Annotated in this window: 19 protein-coding genes; 8 read left to right on the plus strand and 11 right to left on the minus strand. The window is 62.2% G+C overall.

Annotated elements, in window-relative coordinates:
* The first annotated feature begins 35 nt into the window (after positions 1-35).
* Positions 36-866, plus strand: coding sequence for an SAM hydrolase/SAM-dependent halogenase family protein (locus tag DEALK_RS01900; protein ID WP_240608335.1), 831 nt, complete (start codon positions 36-38; stop codon positions 864-866).
* Between the two features lie 557 nt (positions 867-1,423).
* Positions 1,424-2,179: a tRNA (guanosine(37)-N1)-methyltransferase TrmD gene (gene trmD, locus DEALK_RS01905; RefSeq protein ID WP_058438200.1), complete on the plus strand. Its 756-nt coding sequence runs from the start codon at positions 1,424-1,426 to the stop codon at positions 2,177-2,179.
* Here trmD and DEALK_RS01910 read toward each other — a convergent pair.
* Genes DEALK_RS01910 through DEALK_RS01945 form a run of 9 tightly spaced genes read right to left on the minus strand, consistent with a single transcriptional unit; the run spans position 2,176 to position 8,096 of the window.
* Complete coding sequence (locus DEALK_RS01910; RefSeq protein ID WP_058438202.1) at positions 2,176-3,645, minus strand: dihydrolipoyl dehydrogenase family protein; 1,470 nt, start codon at positions 3,643-3,645, stop codon at positions 2,176-2,178. The two genes, trmD and DEALK_RS01910, sit on opposite strands and share 4 nt — an antisense overlap.
* A 59-nt stretch (positions 3,646-3,704) precedes the next feature.
* Positions 3,705-3,848: a hypothetical protein gene (locus tag DEALK_RS10075; RefSeq protein WP_186007569.1), complete on the minus strand. Its 144-nt coding sequence runs from the start codon at positions 3,846-3,848 to the stop codon at positions 3,705-3,707.
* Positions 3,849-3,854: 6 nt separating this feature from the next.
* The gene (locus tag DEALK_RS01915) at positions 3,855-4,631 is read right to left on the minus strand and encodes a DUF1295 domain-containing protein (protein ID WP_058438204.1); all 777 of its coding nucleotides are present in this window, start codon (positions 4,629-4,631) and stop codon (positions 3,855-3,857) included.
* 15 nt (positions 4,632-4,646) lie between these two features.
* On the minus strand, positions 4,647-5,186 hold the full coding sequence (locus tag DEALK_RS01920) for a hypothetical protein (protein WP_058438207.1): 540 nt from the start codon (positions 5,184-5,186) through the stop codon (positions 4,647-4,649).
* A gap of 1 nt (position 5,187) precedes the next feature.
* The gene (locus DEALK_RS01925) at positions 5,188-6,027 is read right to left on the minus strand and encodes a DegV family protein (protein WP_058438209.1); all 840 of its coding nucleotides are present in this window, start codon (positions 6,025-6,027) and stop codon (positions 5,188-5,190) included.
* Between the two features lie 3 nt (positions 6,028-6,030).
* Positions 6,031-6,804: a heliorhodopsin HeR gene (heR, locus tag DEALK_RS01930; protein ID WP_058438211.1), complete on the minus strand. Its 774-nt coding sequence runs from the start codon at positions 6,802-6,804 to the stop codon at positions 6,031-6,033.
* A gap of 30 nt (positions 6,805-6,834) precedes the next feature.
* Positions 6,835-7,245 (minus strand): DUF2177 family protein, encoded by a 411-nt coding sequence (locus DEALK_RS01935; protein WP_058438212.1) that lies wholly within the window; start codon positions 7,243-7,245, stop codon positions 6,835-6,837.
* Between the two features lie 60 nt (positions 7,246-7,305).
* Entirely contained in the window at positions 7,306-7,692 is a 387-nt protein-coding gene (locus tag DEALK_RS01940; protein WP_058438214.1) for a cupin domain-containing protein, read from the minus strand.
* A complete protein-coding gene (locus tag DEALK_RS01945; protein ID WP_058438216.1) occupies positions 7,689-8,096 on the minus strand; it encodes a Fur family transcriptional regulator in 408 nt (135 codons plus the stop codon). Before DEALK_RS01945 ends, DEALK_RS01940 begins: the two co-directional genes overlap by 4 nt.
* Before the next feature lie 185 nt (positions 8,097-8,281).
* On the opposite strand from DEALK_RS01945, the gene rplS reads away from it, so the two are divergent.
* From rplS to DEALK_RS01975, 6 genes are all read left to right on the plus strand, one after another.
* Positions 8,282-8,632 (plus strand): 50S ribosomal protein L19, encoded by a 351-nt coding sequence (gene rplS, locus DEALK_RS01950; RefSeq protein ID WP_058438218.1) that lies wholly within the window; start codon positions 8,282-8,284, stop codon positions 8,630-8,632.
* A gap of 77 nt (positions 8,633-8,709) precedes the next feature.
* Positions 8,710-11,130, plus strand: coding sequence for a replication restart helicase PriA (priA, locus tag DEALK_RS01955; protein WP_058438220.1), 2,421 nt, complete (start codon positions 8,710-8,712; stop codon positions 11,128-11,130).
* A 55-nt stretch (positions 11,131-11,185) separates the two neighbouring features.
* A complete protein-coding gene (locus DEALK_RS01960; RefSeq protein WP_058438222.1) occupies positions 11,186-12,718 on the plus strand; it encodes a tRNA nucleotidyltransferase/poly(A) polymerase-related protein in 1,533 nt (510 codons plus the stop codon).
* A gap of 45 nt (positions 12,719-12,763) precedes the next feature.
* Positions 12,764-14,113, plus strand: coding sequence for a protein translocase subunit SecD (gene secD, locus DEALK_RS01965; protein WP_058438224.1), 1,350 nt, complete (start codon positions 12,764-12,766; stop codon positions 14,111-14,113).
* The gene (gene secF, locus DEALK_RS01970) at positions 14,106-15,014 is read left to right on the plus strand and encodes a protein translocase subunit SecF (protein ID WP_058438225.1); all 909 of its coding nucleotides are present in this window, start codon (positions 14,106-14,108) and stop codon (positions 15,012-15,014) included. The genes secD and secF overlap by 8 nt, the downstream gene beginning before the upstream one ends.
* A 4-nt stretch (positions 15,015-15,018) precedes the next feature.
* Positions 15,019-15,927, plus strand: coding sequence for a cation diffusion facilitator family transporter (locus DEALK_RS01975; protein ID WP_058438227.1), 909 nt, complete (start codon positions 15,019-15,021; stop codon positions 15,925-15,927).
* Here the strand turns inward: DEALK_RS01975 and DEALK_RS01980 are convergent.
* The gene (locus DEALK_RS01980; RefSeq protein WP_065128667.1) at positions 15,924-16,937 is read right to left on the minus strand and encodes a histone deacetylase family protein; all 1,014 of its coding nucleotides are present in this window, start codon (positions 16,935-16,937) and stop codon (positions 15,924-15,926) included. The genes DEALK_RS01975 and DEALK_RS01980 overlap by 4 nt on opposite strands.
* Positions 16,934-17,377 (minus strand): endonuclease domain-containing protein, encoded by a 444-nt coding sequence (locus DEALK_RS01985; RefSeq protein ID WP_065128669.1) that lies wholly within the window; start codon positions 17,375-17,377, stop codon positions 16,934-16,936. Before DEALK_RS01985 ends, DEALK_RS01980 begins: the two co-directional genes overlap by 4 nt.
* Positions 17,378-17,434: the final 57 nt, after the last annotated feature.

Raw genomic sequence — 17,434 nt, forward strand, 5'->3', positions numbered from 1 at the left:
CGGCAAGCCGCGCCTTTGATTCGTGGAGGGTCGCGGTGGCCGCCATCATCACCCTGACCACAGACTTCGGCGAAGCCGGCGGTTACACCGCCGCCCTGAAGGGCGTCATCCTAGGCATAGCGCCGGATGCACAGATCGTGGATATCAGCCACAAAATCCAGCCGCAAAACGTCTTCGAGGCGGCTTTCCTGCTGTCCACGGTATACCGCTGCTTTCCCCGTTCGACCGTTCACCTGGCTGTTGTCGATCCCGGGGTCGGCACCAGCCGTAAAATCATCATCCTGCGCACGCCGGAAGGCACTTTTGTCGGTCCGGACAACGGCATCTTCTCCTATGTGGCGCGTGATTACGTCAGCGGTCCCGGAGAGACGGTATCAGGTTTGAAACGCATGGCCCTGTCCGGCGATGCCCACGCCTTTGAAATCACAAACCCCCGCTTCTTCAGACAGCCGGTCTCGCCGACCTTCAACGGCCGGGATATCATGGCGCCGGCGGCGGCGATGCTGGCCCAGGGATTCCAGGCGCCGGCCTTCGGCCAGGCCATAAACCTGATCCATATGCTGGATCTGCCGCGGCCGGAAACAGGCCCTGACGGAAACGTGACGGGGCACGCGGTGTATTTCGACGGCTTCGGCAACATCATCACCGACATCAAAGCCTCCGACCTGCCCCAAACCAGAACGCCGCGGGTGGAAATCGGCCGGCACGCCATCGAAGGCCTGGTGAAGACTTATGCCGAGGGCGGCGGGCTGGCCGCCCTTATCGGATCCTCCGGCTATCTGGAAATCGCCGTCAGGGGCGGCAGCGCGGCGGCGCTGACCGGGACCAGGATCGGCGACACGATTAAAATCAGGGCGGGCGACTAGCTAGTCCGCTTAATCGCCCGCCCGGTAACTCCGTTTGAAACCTGTTAACCTTTTGTTGGTTGTTTGGCTCCTCTGGAAATTATTCTGTTTTCGTTGCTTGGGGTTTCCCCCGGCTTCGCTCTTTACTTCTCCAGCCTGATCAAAAAGACCAGATGGGTTTCAATCCATTTATGAAAAGCTCAAGAGCCTTCTTCCAGACTCCTCGCCTCGGACACGGAACCTAGGATTCGCCACCTCCAAGCGAGGAGTGTTTCCAGGGAAACAGCCAAATCCCAAGAACGGCTTGTCTCTCTACCATCCTACCTCCTTTCGCTTATTTGGCCTGCGGGTACCGCCCGGTACCCACATTTCTAATGTACTCCCAAACCAGGTTTTGGTCAAAGGGAGACAGCAGTGAATAGAGGCGATTCAGGCTGATTGCCATGCCAGTCTGCGATGTCCGATCACTCTACCGCTCTCTCTAGCTCCCTAAAGGTTCGATTTTATGCCGCAAACATGATTCGACAATGCCGCCGGCCGCCGCCATCGGAGACAGACGGATATGCTAGAATTAATCCGTGCGCATCGACATCCTGACGCTGTTCCCGGAAATGTTCCAGGGGCCTTTCGCCGCCAGTATTTTAAAACGGGCGGCTGACCGCGGCCTGCTGGATATCCGGCTGCACAACATCCGGGACTGGGCGCACGATAAACACCGGGTGGTTGACGATTCCCCCTACGGCGGCGGCGCCGGCATGGTGATGAAGCCGGAGCCGGTGGTGGCAGCTATCGAGGCGGTCAGGTCGTTGGACGATGCCGAGGCGAGGGTCGTCCTGCTGTCGCCGGGCGGCCGGCTGTTCAATCAGGCGCTTGCCGCCGAACTGTCGATAATACCCCGGCTGATCCTCGTCGCCGGGCACTACGAGGGGTTCGATGAGCGCATCCGGAATTATGTAGACGATGAGCTTTCCATCGGCGACTACGTGCTGTCCGGCGGCGAACTGCCGGCCATGGTGGTGGCCGATGCCGTGGCCCGGCTGATACCCGGAGTGCTGGGCTGCGGCGAGTCTCACCTTGAGGAGTCTCACAGCCCTTCAGCCGAAGGACTGCTGGAATACCCCCACTACACCCGCCCGCCGGAGTTCCGGGGGCTTAAGGTGCCGGATATCCTGCTTTCCGGCAACCATGCCGCCATCGCCAGATGGCGCCGGCAGGAATCGATCCGGCGGACACTGACGCGGCGGCCTGAGCTCCTCAGCGGCGCGGAGCTGTCCAAGACCGACCAAAAAACGATTGAAGAGATACGCTCCGAACAGCCGCCGGACCCTGGCTAAAGCTTTTTCTTCAGTTTTTCCAGGTTGTTGACAAAGCCCGGCATCAGCTCCAGGCCGAGCCGGATAATGGGATTGGCGGCCATCCTGTCCAGGTAGCTGATATCGCCCATGCGCTTAAAGATGGCCTCCGAATAGGTCGGATAGGCGTGGTTGACGAAATGCAGGGTATGAAGCGGCTTGCGGTACACCCGCAGCAGTTCGGCTTCATGAGCCATTTCTTCGGCATGCAGTCCCAGGATATGGATGCCCAGCGGCTTGCCCCCGGCGTCGGTGATGAACTTGGCGACGCCGAAATCCTGCCGGTCCACCCGGGCCCGCCGCATTCGGCTGTATTCATAGTGATAAATCTTGACCTTGTCGCCGTACCGTTTCCGGGCTTCTTCTTCTGTCAGACCGACATGGGCCAGCGGCGGGCTGGTGTAGGTGATCCACAGGATAGTCCGGTAATCAGCCCGTTTTTTGATTAGCGGGATCAGCGCGTTGTTGGCGGCGATAAGCGCCTGGTACTCGGCCACCGCGCCGGTCTGGAACGGGCCGACGACATCGCCGGCGGCATAGATGTTATCCGCCGTGGTGCGCATCCCCAGGTCGGTTTTGATGCCGCGCGGGGTGACGGCCACCCCGGCCTTATCCAGCGACAATCCTTCTATGTTGGGGACGCGGCCGATAGTCATCAGCAGGGCTTCCGCGGTCAATACCCTGGTTTCGCCGGAGGCGTTCTTGATTTCGGCTGACACCTCTTTGCCGGAGCGGTAGAGCCTGACCGTCTGCCAGCCGGTCAGCAGCGCCACCCCGTTCTGGCGCATCCGGTCCGCCACCAGTTTGGTCATCTCCCGGTCTTCGCGGGCTAGGATGGTTTCGGCCAGTTCCACCACCGTCACCTTAAGCCCCAGCATGCAGTAGGCGGTGGCGTATTCAATGCCGGCGGGCCCGCCGCCGAGGATGATGATCGAGGCCGGAAGCTTGTCCTCGCCGAAAATGTTTTCGGTGGTGAAATACGGCGTTTCGGCGGCGCCTTCGACGTTGAGACGCGCCGGGCTGCTGCCGGTGGCGATGATAAATTTGTTACCGGAAATAATCCGGCTGCCAAGCTTGATGCGGTGCCGGTCCACGAACGAGGGGGCGCCGAACTCGATGTCGATGCCCATCTGTTTGAAGCTTTCGGGATTGTCGATGGCGCCGACTTCCTCGATGACGCGCCGGACGTATTTGTTGACCAGCGAGGTGTCGATTGAAGAAAGCTGGCACTCCAGCCCGAATTCAGACGCCGCTTCCAGGTTGCCGAAGGCTTCGCCGGCGCGGATAAGGGCTTTGGTGGGAATGCAGGTCCGCAGCGAGCAGTTGCCGCCGAGGCGGCCCTTCTCAACCAGAAGAACTTTCTTGCCCAGCCCGGCGGCCATGCCGGCGGCGGAGAAACCGGCGATGCCGCCGCCTAGAATGATCAGGTCGTAGTCATATCTGGACATCGGCTCCTCTACTGGGCTGGGTTATTTGTCTGACCCTCGACCGAGGGCCTGGCGGATTCTCAGCAGCCGGGCTCGCCCGGATGGCCGCAGCAGCTCTGCCGCCGGCTGATTTTTATCCAGTTGTTTCTGAAGGCTAGATAAATCTTGCGGCGCAGCGGCATCGGCGCCCACCAGTTGGTGAAAAAGGCTTTCAGGCTCGGCATGTCGGATCACCCTTTCTTCGGCGGCAGCGGGATAAAACTGCTGGTGCGGTGCTGATAGTCAACATATTCCGGATTTTGGGACAACGTTTTTTCCAGCATCGGAATCCCGGAGACCTTCAGAATCAGGAACGTAATCGTGACCGGGCTGATAATGCCTGCCCAACCATACTCCACGCCGAGGGCCATGGCAAATATGCCCCACCACTGGACCACTTCGCCGAAATAGTTAGGGTGCCGCGAATAGCGCCACAGCCCGGCCTGAAGCACTTTGCCTCTGTTCTGGGGACCGGCGATAAACCGGTCCAGCTGATAATCCGCCGTCGCTTCGATAACAAAGCCGGCCAGCCAGATTACGGCGCCGACCGCGGTTAATAGACCGAACGGGGGCGCGGCAGCCCGGTTGATCAGGACGATCGGCACGGCGACCAGCAACATCAAAACGCCCTGGACGATGAACACCCGTAAGTAGCTGTTCAGCAGCCAGGCCCGGCCCCACCCCTGCCTCATTTTCCGATACCTGAAATCCTCGCCCCGGCCGCGGTTGCGCAGGAAAATGCGCACCGCCAGGCGCATCCCCCAAACGGTGACCAGGGCGGCGGTCAGCAGCTTGACCCCGGAGACTTCGCCGGCGATAACCAGGGTCGTCAGCGTCACGGCGATGAATCCGATGCCCCAGCCGGTATCGGCGACGCTGTTGTTCCGGGTAAACGCCGCGATCACGAAGAGGAATGTCATGTAGCTGAAAATAACCAGGGCGGCGGCGGTGAATAAATCAGCGTTCATGGCCTGCTTCCCTCGCTACCTGAACAACGCCGCCCAGACCAGGGCGTCCAGCACGGCGGTATGAAAGGCAAAATAAAGGCTGCCGGCGACGGCCAGGCGGTAGGAGGCGCCGCGGGCGTTGCCCCGCAACTGTACCAGGGCAGCCGACAGCGCGATCGAAGCCAACCCGACCAGGGCAAGCACCGCCCTGATAGCCAGCCATAAAGCTTCGGAAGGCGAACCGATATACAGATTGGTCAGGGGCATCCACAGCGCTGAAGGCAGCAGGATGCCGATAAAGATCCAGTAAAAGAGCTGGAACTTCCCGCCCGAGCCAATGCTGACCGATTCCGGCCGGATCTTGAAAAGCAGATAGTAGATGAAAGCGAAATAGCCCAGGGCTGATACCAGCATCGATACCGCGTACAGGGGGCGGATGGCGGCCGGGACGCCGCCCCAAAGGGCGTCGGCGCCGGAACCCAATCCGACGGCGTAGCTGCCGAGAACGGCGATGCCGCCGGCGGCGTTAATCGCGAACAGGATTTTCTGAGCCGGGGCAAAGCGGGTCATCGGCATCTCACCCCGCCCGCCTGAGGCCGACCAGGAGCACCCCCGGCCCGCCGTGAACCCCGAGCCCCGCCCCCAACTCCGAGACCAGGATTTTCTCCGGATTCAGGAACTCCGCCAACCAGCCTCTCAGTTTTTCCGCTTCCTCCGCGGCGCGGCTGTGGACAACGGTGATTTCAGTCACCGGGGCGTGTTTTCTGACGAATTCGATGATTTTTTCCATCCCCCTGCCGATCGTGCGCACCAGGCCGGCGCGGGCGATCTCACCGTCATGGAAGGTCAATAAGGGCATGACGTTGAGCACGCTGGAGGCCGCAGCCACGGCTCTGTTGATGCGGCCGCTCCGGGCCAGGTATTTCATGGTGCGGAACATGCCGAACATCCTGACCTGAGAGACAGCCGCTCTGGCTGCGGCGAGCACCTCCGCCAGACCGGCCCCGGATTTGGCAGCCCGGGCGGCGGCAAGGGCCACCAGCCCGAGGCCTGCCGAATTGTAAGCCGAATCCACCACTTCCACCGGGCAGCCGTAATCCGCCGCCCTGACAGCCATGACAGCCGAATTATAAGTGCCGCTGATCTTGGATGAGATATGGATCGAGACAATGGCGTCGGCATCCCTGGAGACTTCCTGGTAAACGGCGGCAAAGTCCTCCGGGTTGGGCTGGGAGGTGGCCGGGTGCTCTTCCGAGGCAACCAGCCTCGGATAGAGCTCGCCTGGTGTTATGTCCACGCCGTCGCGATAGACCGCCGCGCCGAAACGGACATAAATCGGGATGATGGTAATGCCCAGATCGCGGGCGACCTCCGGCGGCAGGTCGCAGGTGCTGTCGGTGACAACTTTAACAGCCATAATTTACACCGGCCTGAGGGTGCCGGCAAAGACCTGCCACGCCAGCGCGGACTTGGCTATCAGGCTGAGCAGGATGTAGACGCGCTCGCCGAACAGGTAGTCGCGCCAGGGGCCGACTTTGCGGTACTGCAGCACCATGTTTAAAGCAAAGCTGAAGAAGAAGACGAACAGGGTGGGCAGGATGACGTAGACAAAGGTGGGGACGCCGCCATCAGCCTGGGACAGCGAGCCGAAGAAATAGATGGCGATGGCTACCCACGGCGCCACGCCGGCGATGCAGCCGACGGTATAGGAAATCCAGTTGGTCCGCTGGGTGGTTTGATTGTGGACTTCCATCACCAGCCCGCACAGGTTCATTACTGCGGTCAGAGCAAAGGCCATCAGCAGGGCGCCCAGATCATACACGCCGCACAGCATGGCGATCAGCACGATCATGAGCGAAGCGCTGAAGGAGTATTCATACCACCGGGCGTAGTTGATGCCCGTCTTGAGGTTTCTGACATACCAGCCGAATACCGGCGGCGAGGCGATGATGAAATGCGCGGCCGCCGACAGCAGCAGGAACACGGCGACCATGGCCCCGAGCGGCACATTGATCCAGACATCGGTCACCGGCCACAGCCGGCCGATGGTTTCATCAAAGGACAGGAACGAGGTGGTCACCGGCAGCTTGAAATCGTTGCTGAGAACCAGCACCGCCGCCGCCTGGATAAGATGCAGGAGTCCCATGAAAGCGTTGTAAACCCTGAGGCGTTTGAACTGCGGTTCGTACTCCATATTACTCCTTCAAATTATTTGACGGCTCATCTATCCGGCGACCGCCCGGGCCGCGGCATAGGAGATAAGGGAAACGGCGCCGGTCAGCAAGGAGCCCCAGACGATATCGGCGGCGACCACGGCGCCCGGCCACTTTTTCAGGGTGGCCAAATTGGACAGGTCATAGGTGGCATAGCTGACGCAGCCCAGCAGCGCGCCCAGGCCGCCGGCCTTAAGCGCCGAACCGGCTTCGACCGCCGGCGCCACAACGAGCACCAGGAGGCCGAAAACATAAAGCAGATAAAAGCCCAGCGCCGGCTGCCATTTCAGCTTCTCCAGCATCAGGTCGGCCAGCTGCCGCCGGTAAAATCCCCTGGCGATTTTGCCCAGCCAGACCAGGTCAATTGCCAGAAACGCTGCTAAAGACGCCACATAGACTGCGACCCACTGACCGATTTCCATATCACCTCACATGTTGCCCCGCCGGGGAGTGTCAACCAACCGCCGCCGCGGCAAAGCCGGCTAGTGATGTTCCTCAGCTTCAGCCCTTTCGGCGTCAGCCTTGGTTTTATGGACCGTGCCGTCAGGGTGGTTCGGCGGAGAATAAATGGTGTACAGCTTCATCGTCTCCGTTTTGGAAGTGTTGACCACATTATGGTAGGTTCCGGCCGGGACGATAACGGCATCGCCGTCGCGGGCGACGTGCTTTTCATCGCCGAGGGTAAAAGTGGCTTCCCCCTGCTCAACCCGGAAGAACTGGTCAACGTGATGGTGGACTTCATTGCCGATCTCTTCTCCGGGCTTGAGGCTCATGACCACCAGCTGGGCGTGTTTGCCGGTGAACAACACCTGCCTGAAATTGCCGTTTTTCAGAGTCTGCTTTTCGATGGGACCGAAGAAACCAATCATTGCGTTGCCTCCTTTTTAACTTTCTGTTCTTTTTTCTGGCAGGCCGGACATACCCCGTTGAACTGCACGGCGCTGCCGTTGACCTTGAAGCCGGTCCGCTCGACCACTTCCTGATGAAAGGTATGATCGAAAGGAACATCGACGTCGGCGACCAGGCCGCAGCTCCGGCAGCAAAGATGGCCGTGACCGCCGGTCCGGGCATCGTAGCGGCTCACCCGGCCGCCGATATACAGCTCGATGGCTTCACCCTTGCGGCAGAGTTTTTCAAGATTACGGTAGACCGTCCCCCGGCTGATGCGCGGCAGGCTGCTCCTGACGCTCTCATATACCTGCTCAGCCGTCGGGTGGACGGTGGTGGCTTGTAGGTACTCTAAAATCTTCTCTTTTTGCCTGGTGCAACGCATATATTTCAATTCTTAATAGTAATTATTCCTATTAATATAATATAATACAGATGCGCCTGAGTCAAAATAGACGGCGCCGGCGCCGGGGCTTGCTATCGGACCCCGGTTTATGATTTACTATTTGGTCTGTGACCTGATACCACCGCCGGTTCAGACCGGCGCGGCAAATAAAGGAGTCCCTGTAAATGAGAATCTCTGAACTGGTACCCCCGGCGGTGAAGGCCGACTTTCCGGAAGTCAACCCCGGCGATACGGTCAAGGTGCATGTCCGGATCATCGAAGGCGACAAAGAGCGCATCCAGGTCTTCCAGGGCGTGGTGCTGCGCAAGCGCTCCGGCACTGACGGCGGCAATTTCACGGTGCGCCGCCTGTCCTACGGCGTCGGCGTGGAACGCATCTTCCCCTTCGCTTCGCCGCTCATCGCCAAGATTGAAGTCACCCGCCGCGGCCGCGTCCGCCGCGCCAAGCTGTACTACCTGCGAGGCTTATCCGGCAAGGCTGCCCGCATCAAGGAAGAAAAAGAAACGGCGGCTTAAGCCGCCGCCCGATGCCTGCGACATGAGGCTCTCCGATTGCGGAGAGCCTCGGTCAATTTAACGGAGCGGAGAGCGCTTTGGCTTACGCCGAGGTCAGCGTCAACTCTCCGGCCGCCGGCCGGAACGCTTTCAGCTACCAGCTACCGCCGGGGCTTGCCGTCCGGCCGGGACAGGCGGTGCTGGCGCCATTCGGCCCCAAAGTCCTCCAGGGCATTGTGATCGAGGTGGCCGATAGGCCGCGTTTCGCCCAAACCCGCCTTTTATCAGGCATTATCGAGCCGCCCCTGTGCCTCACCCCGGCCCAATTAGCGGTCAGCCTCTGGATCTCCAGGCACTATCTGGCGCCGCTGTTCCCCTCTTTGGCGCTGTGGCTGCCCCCGGGGTTCGAGAGGCAAGCCGAACCAATCTTCACCCGCCGTCCAGCGGCGGCCGACCTCCCCCTCTCGGAGATCGAAGCGGCCGTTCTGTCCAGCCTCGATGACGAACAGCCCGAGGAGCAAAAAAGGCTGGAGAAGCTTTTCGGCAAGACGGAAGCGCGCAAGGCGCTGCGCCGCCTGCTGGAAGCCAACCTCATCGAACGGCGGTTCAGGCTGCAGCCGGTCAGGGTCAAACCCAGGCTTGAACGGGTAATCTTGTTAGCGGTGGAACCCGGGGCGGCCGAAACCGCCGCCGGGACTCTCCGGAAAAAAGCCCCGAAACAGGCCGCCGCTCTGAGAAGGCTCCTTGAAGCCGGGGGCCGGCTGGCGGCGGCCGAACTTGGAAAAGCCCTGGGCGGTAACTCCGCATCCGCCGTCGCCGCTCTGGCCGCCAGGGGGCTGGTCAGGGTTGCCGCCGAAGAAAGCCGGCGCGCTCCGAACTTGCCCGCGGCTGTCGAGCTGCCGATCGTACCCGAACTGACGTCCGGCCAGGCCGCGGCGGTGAACGCCGTCGCCGGAGCCATTGACAGGCGCGAAGGCCGGGCATTCCTGCTCCACGGCGTCACCGGCTCCGGCAAAACCGAGGTGTATCTCAAAGCCGCGGCTCACGCTCTCGGGGCGGGCAGACAGGTCATCGTGCTGGTGCCTGAAATATCGCTGACCCATCAGATCATCGAGCGTTTCACCGCCCGTTTCCCCGGCAGGGTGGCCGTGCTTCACAGCCGGCTGCCGCTGGGAGAACGCTACGATCAGTGGCGGGGCATGGACGAAGGTCACTATGATATCGTCATCGGGCCCAGAGGCGCCCTGTTCGCCCCGTTCGGCAGCCCCGGGCTGATCGTCATCGACGAAGAGCATGAGTGGGCTTACAAGCAACAGGAGACGCCCCCTTTGTACCACGCCCGCGCCGCCGCCCGACGATTAGCCCGGGAAACCGGCGCGGCGCTGCTGCTGGGTTCGGCGACACCCGATATCGAGACCCGCTTCCAGGCTGCCGCCGGCGAGTACACCCTGCTGGAACTGCCTCACCGGCTGACTCCCCGGCCGGCCGCCCCGCTGCCGCCGGTCTGGCTGGTAGACATGCGCAGCGAACTGAAACAGGGCAACCTGTCCATATTCAGCCGCAAGCTGGCGGCCGAGATGCGGGCGGCGCTGTCAAACGGCGAGCAGATCATCCTTTTCTACAACCGCCGCGGCGGGGCTACCTTCATCCAGTGCCGCGACTGCGGCGAAGTCCTCCAGTGCCGGAACTGCCGCCTGCCGCTGGGCTTTCACCCGGTGGAAAACCGCCTGATCTGCCATCACTGCAACACCGCCTACCGGGTGCCGGATACCTGTCCGGTCTGCGGCGGCAGGCGGATCAAATACCTGGGCCTGGGGACGCAGAAGCTGGAGGATGAGACCAGGAAAGAATTCCCCGAAGCCAGAATCCTGCGCTGGGATTCCGACGCCGCCCGCGGCAAAGAAGCCGGATACGGCATCTTCGACGATTTCCGCTCCGGCAAGGCCGATATTCTGGTCGGCACCCAGGTGGTGGCCCGGGGGCTTGATCTTCCCAGAGTCGGCCTGGTCGGCGTAATAAACGCCGATACCGCTTTGAACCTGCCGGATTTCCGTGCCGGCGAGCGCACTTTTCAGCTGCTGCTTCAGGTAGCCGGCCGGGCCGGGCGGGGTGAATTTCCGGGCAGGGTCGTCGTTCAGAGCTACCAGCCGGGACACTACGCCGTGGCGGCCGCCGTCAACCACGACTATCCGGCATTTTACGAGAAAGAAATTGAATACCGCAGGATGCTGGGCTACCCGCCTTTCGGCGAACTGGCGGTAGCCACCGTCGGTCACACTGTCGAAGGGGAAGGCCTGAAACTGGCTCAAAACCTGAAAAAAAGGTTGGAACTGTCCCGCGACGCCGCCGGCATTCCCGGCATTGAGTTTATCGGGCCGGCGCCCGCCTTCGTGCCCCGGCGGAGAGGTCTTTACCGGTGGCAGGTGACCGTCAAAGGCCGTCATATCGCCGAATTTCTGGAACAAGCCGATTTGCCGGCCGGGATACAGCTGAACGTCGATCCGGTTGGTCTCGACTGATTCGCGCCCGGCAATTGCCGGATATCCCGGATGGCTGTATAGTTAGAACCCGATTATGACCCAACCGCGCAAGCCTTTCCTCCCCGTCAGCAACCCCGGCCGCCGGGGCATTATCGAAGCCGCCGCCGAAACGGCGTCGGCCCTGGACATGCCGGCGTATGTCGTCGGCGGATATCTCCGTGACACCCTCCTGGGCCGTCCGGCAAATGATCTGGACCTGGTCGTCGAAGGGGATGCCGGGAAAATGGCCGCCGCCCTGGCGGCAGCGCTGGGCACGGAGTTTTTCGCTCTCGATGCCGCCGCCGGAATGTACCGTATCCCGCTCAAGCAGGCGGTTTTCGAGGAGATTGACATCAGCTCCGCCGCCGGCGCCATCCGGGACGACCTCGCCCGGCGCGATTTCACCGTCGACGCGCTGGCAGCCGCTGTCCCGTACCCTTTACCGGAGCGACTGGTCATTACCGACGAGGCGGGCGGCCTGGCCGACCTTGAACGAAAAGTACTCAGGGCTGTCTCGCCGGGCGTGTTCAGAGACGACCCGGCCCGCCTGCTCCGGGGCGTGCGCCTGGCCGCCGAACTGGGCTTTGCCATCGAGCCGGGCACCGAAAGCCTGATAGCCGCCGCCGCCTCTCTGGCCGCCAGCGTGGCCGGCGAAAGGACCCGGGAAGACCTGGTCAAGATTCTTTCGCTGCCTTCGATCGGTCAGACCGTCGAGTATCTCGACCGGCTGGGCTTGCTGGCGGCATTGTTTCCGGAACTCGAAACCTGCCGCGGCGTCGAGCAGCCGCCTGAACACGCCTGGGACGTGCTCGGCCATCAACTGAAGACGGTCGGTGCTTTGGACTGGGTGTTGCGACGGGGCATGTGGCCGCATGCCAGCGCCAAGGCACGTCAGCTCATCCCCTGGGACGGCGAATCAGAGGCTTATTTTCTGGGAAAGATCGGCGGCGGCGCCACGCGCCTGGCGCTGACCAGGCTGGCGGCTCTGATCCACGACGTGGCCAAGCCGGAAACCAGGACTCTGGCCGCCAACGGCCGCCTGCGGTTCTACGGCCACGCCCGCAAGGGCGCCGAGAAAGCTGACGCGATTATGAAGCGGCTGCGTTTTTCCCAGCGGGAAGCAGGGTTCGTCACCGCCATCGTTGAAGCCCACCTGAGGCCGACCCAACTCGGTCCGGAAGCCATCCCTCCTACGCCGAGAGCCGTTTACCGCTTCCTGCGGGACACCGGCGACGCCGCCGTCGCCACGCTGTACCTGAGCCTGGCCGACCACCTGGCGGCCCGCGGCCCGGACCTCGACCTTGATAACTTCCGCCAACATGTTACAATAGTGGGCTATGTTTTGGCCGAACGCGGCCGGCAGCTGGCCAAGCCGTCCGGGCGGCTGGTTGACGGCAACGAGCTTCAGGCGCGCTTCGGGATGAAACCGGGTCCGGCGATGGGCCGGGTTCTGGAGGCAGTCGCCGAGGCGCGGGCCACCGGAGAAATCGCTTCTAAAGAAGAGGCTTTGACACTGGCCGAGCGGCTGATCCGGGAGCCTCCGGCTGACGAAACAAAGAACCGGCGGCGGGGCTGCCGGGGAGAATAGGCGCAGCGGCGCGGCATGGCAGGAATTACTGATGCGGACTGAAGAATGAAAAAATACCGATTCGGGTTGATAACCATCCTGGTCTTGTTCATCCTTTCGGCGCTGGTGGTGCTGCCGGTGGGCAAAGGCGTCATCGGCGGCCGGGCTATCGAACTCGGTTTAGACCTTCAAGGCGGCCTGCACCTGGTATATGAAGCCGACCTGTCCGGAGTAGCCGAGGCCGATCGGGACAGCATCCTGAACGGCGTTGTTGACGTCATCAGTAACCGGGTCAACCCGCTGGGCGTCAGCGAACCCAATATCGAGAAACAGGGCGATAACCGCGTTGTGGTGCAGCTGCCGGGAACGGCGCTGACCGACGCCCAGAAGCAGCGCATCGGCTCCACGGCGCTTCTGGTCTTCGCCGAACTGGCCGCCGAAGGCGAGGAAGCCCGGTGGGAGAATGAACTGGGGCGCTGGAAGCCGGCTACCGCCGAAATCGACGGCGCGGTCAAGGAGCTTGATTCCAGCTATTTTAAAGACAACACCTTTTTAACCAGCGACCAGACCACCGGCCGAATCGAGCTTCGGTTCGAATGGAACGAAGAGGGCGCCAAGATCAGCGAGGCGGTCACTACCCGCATCCTCGGTAAAAGGATGGGTATCTTTGAGGGCGACACCGCCCTCCTCGGCGATAACGGCCAGCCGATCGCCCCGGTCGTCGAAGGCATCATCTCCACCAGCGGCGTCATTACCGGCCTGTCGTTCAACGAAGCCGAAATCCTGTCCCGCCAGCTCAATGCCGGCCGCCTGCCGGTACCGCTGGAGATTATCTATGAAAATACCGTGTCGCCGGTGCTGGGCGCCGATTTCGTCGACCGGTCGGTACTGGCCGGCGCCGTCGGCGTCATCCTGGTTATGATTTTCATGACCGCCTTCTACCGCCTGCCGGGCTTTCTGTCCAGCCTGGCGTTAATGGTATACATTGCCATTGTCCTGGCGATATACAAGCTGGTGCCGGTCACCCTGACACTGGCCGGCATCGGCGGCTTCATCCTGTCCATCGGCATGGCGGTGGACGCCAACGTGCTCATCTTCGAGCGGATGAAAGAGGAGCTCCGGGCCAGGCGCACCGTCGGCGCCGCCATTGAAGCCGGTTTCTCCCGGGCCTGGACCGCCATCTGGGATTCCAACGTCACCACCCTCATCGTCTGCGCCATCCTGGTCTGGGTCGGCGGCAGCGTCGCCGCCGGGGCGCCGGTGCAGGGCTTCGCCCTGACCCTTGGCGTGGGCGTACTCTCCAGCATGTTCACTGCCATGTTCGTTACCCGGACATTCCTGCGGATGCTCATCGGCAGCCAAACCGCGCGGAAGTTATCTCTATTCACTACCGAAGCAGGTGACCAGAATGCCTAACATCATCGGCAAGCGCAAGCTGTTTTTAAGCATCTCCGGGGCGCTCATCGCCTTATCGCTTTTGTCTCTGGCGGTTTTCGGCCTCAAGTCCGGCATCGATTTCTCCGCCGGGTCGCTCCTGACCGTCGCCTTCGACACCACGCCCTCCCTGGCCGACCTGAAGAGCGAACTGGGGGCGCTGGGTCACGGCAACGCCATCGTCCAGGAGACCGGCAGCGAGGATTTCATCATCCGGCTGGGCGTCCTCTCCGACGCCGAGAAGAATAGCCTTGAAGACGGCCTGGAAGCGGCGTTCGGGCCGCTGACCGAGCGCGGCTTCGAGATGGTTGACCCGATTATCGCCAGCCAGACCTCCAGAACGGCCATGATCGCCGTCGGCCTGGCTTCGATCGGCATCCTGGCTTACCTGACCTACGCCTTCCGCCGCATGCCCAAGCCGCTGCATTACGGCGTCGGCGCCGTCGCCGCGGTGCTCCATGACGTCCTGGCGGTGCTGGGCATCTTCGCCGCGCTGGCGGCGTTATTAGGCCTGGAGATCAACCTGGTGTTCATCATCGGCATCCTGGCGGTCATCGGCTACAGCGTCAACAACACCGTGGTCGTCTACGACCGCATCCGCGAGAATACCCTGCGCGGCGGCGGCAGCTTTGAAAGCATCGTCAACCGAAGCGTCGTCGAGACTTTCATCCGCTCCCTGAACACTTCGTTCACCACCATCATCGTGGTGCTGGCTCTGATGCTGTTCGTCGGCGCCACCATCCAGAACCTGGCGCTGGTGATGTTCATCGGCATCGTCGTCGGCACCTATGATTCGCTGTTCGTCGCCCCGGCCATCCTGGTCATCTGGGACAACTACGACAAGAGCCGCCTGGCGCCCAGGGCTTCCCGGGCCGGAGCCTAGAACCGTGGGCGGCCCCAGCCGCGCCGCCGCCGTTTCGGTGGCTTCCAATTCACTGCTCATCTTCCTCAAGGTGACGGTGGGCTTGCTCACCGGCGCCGTCAGCATCCTGGCCGAGGCCATCCATTCCGCCCTCGACCTGCTGGCGGCGGTCATCGCTTTCTTCGGTCTCAGGGCGGCCGGCAAACCGGCCGACCGGGAACACCCCTTCGGCCACGGCAAGTGGGAAAACGTTTCCGGCAGCATCGAGGCGGTACTGATTTTCATCGCCGCGGTGTGGATCATCTACGAGGCGGTCAAGAGGATCATCGGCGGCGCCGAGGTTGAAATGCTCGGCTGGGGCATCGCCGTCATGGCCGTCTCCGCCGCCGCCAACACCCTGGTCAGCCGCTACCTTTTCAAATCAGCCAGGGAGCATGACTCGTTGGCCCTGGAAGCCGACGCCCAGCACCTGCGCACCGATGTCATCACTTCCCTGGGCGTGCTCCTGGGCCTTCTGGCGGTGCAGTTGACCGGCCTGACCATTCTCGATCCCATTATCGCTATCGCCGTAGCCCTGATCATCGTCAGGGCGGCCTGGGACATCCTGCATAAATCCTTCGGCGGCATCATCGACGCCGGCCTGCCGCCCGCCGAGCAGCGGCTCATCGCCGACATCCTGAACGAGCACCGCGGCGCCCTGGCGGGCTTTCATGAAATCCGGACGCGCAAAGCCGGCGCCCAGCGCTTCCTGGAACTGCATCTGGTGATGCCCCGCGGCATCACCGTCGAGGAGTCCCACCGCATGTGCGACCACCTCGAAGCCGACCTGCGGGCGCGCCTGCCGCGGCTTGAGGTGGCGCTTCACGTGGAGCCGTGCGATGAAGACTGCCCGAACTGCCCCGCCGCCGCCTGCCCGGAGCGCCGGGAATCTTAGTCCAGGCGGTTCCGCTGTTTCAATGCGGCGGCCAGGCCGGCGACGCGCCGCGGCACCGGGCGCGGCGACAGATCCGGGGCGCCTCCGAGGAGCGCTCTGAAAGTGGCCGCCACGGAAGCCGCCAGCGCCTCCAGGTTGTAGCCGCCTTCCAGGCATAAGACCAGCCGCCCGCCGCAGATTTCCTCAGCCAGCCGCTTGATCCTGCCGGCGATGCCGGAGTAGCCTTCGGTCGAGACCTTCATCTCCGCCAGCGGGTCGTCCCGGTGGGCATCAAAGCCGGCTGAAACCAGCAGCAGTTCCGGCCTGAAACGCCTGACCGCCGGGAGGATTATGTCGTCAAAGATGGACAAATATTCATCGTCGCCGCAGCCCTCGGGCAGCGGTATGCTGATCCGGCTGCCGCTGCCGGTGTCGTCAACATCGCCGCCGCCGGGGTAGTGCGGAAACTGGTGCGTTGAGATGAACAGCACGCCAGGGTCGCCTTCAAAGACAGCGGCGGTGCCGTTGCCGAAGTGGACATCGAAGTCGATGATGGCCAGCCGCCTCAAACCGTAACGGGACTGGGCGTACCGCGCGGCTATGGCGATGTTGTTATAAAGACAGAAGCCGCCGCCCGCCCCGGCGAAGGCGTGGTGCCCCGGCGGCCTGACCAGGGCGAAGCACGAGGAAATCCTCTCACCGCCGCCCATGACCGCCTCTACGGCCGCCACAGCGCCTCCGGCGGCATATTCCGCGGCCTCGCAGGACTTTTTTGAGACCGGCGTGTCGGCGTCCAGCCAGCCGCCGCCCGCGGCGCAAATTTCCCTGACTCTGGAGATATAGCCGCGGCTGTGGACAGCGGCAAGTTCCGCCTCCGCCGCCCGCCGCGCCTCGACGGGGACCAGCCGCTCAAGCAGGCCATCGGATTTCAGGCGGGACATAACGGCTTCCAGCCGGGCGGCGGTCTCCGGGTGGCCGGCGCCGGTGTCATGGTCCAGGTATGAGGGATGGAAAACGTAGCCGGTGTTCATATGCTCTCTGGCAAAGCGGGCAAGGAATCCCCTCTCCCGTCGCCTGACGGGAGAGGGCAGGGTGAGGGTGTAATCTTGACATCTTCAGAATGAGTGATACGGGAAAGCTCGTCTTGAATCACATGGACGACGCCGTCGCAGTTCTTTAACACATCGTTATTCCAGAACCGGATTACGCTGTATCCCATTCTCTGGAGCTGCTCTGTCCGCCGGTTGTCGCTGTCAATATCCGCGAGGGCATTATGATGCTCGCCGTCAAGTTCGATGATAAGCCGATGCGTAAGCGAGACGAAATCAACGATGTAATCTCCGATCAAACGCTGGTGCCGGAATTTAATGCCATCTAATTGCCGGCTGTTGATTTTTGACCACAGCAGCTTTTCGGCTTCTGTCTGGCTCTTTCTGAGATCCCGGGCAAGTTTTTTATTCAGGTATGGCATAGCTTGAGCGTCATTTTACACCACGCCGGTGTCGCCCTCACCCTACCCTCTCCCGCG

Origin of the sequence: Dehalogenimonas alkenigignens (genome assembly GCF_001466665.1) — a bacterium.
Taxonomy (GTDB): Bacteria; Chloroflexota; Dehalococcoidia; order Dehalococcoidales; family Dehalococcoidaceae; genus Dehalogenimonas; species Dehalogenimonas alkenigignens.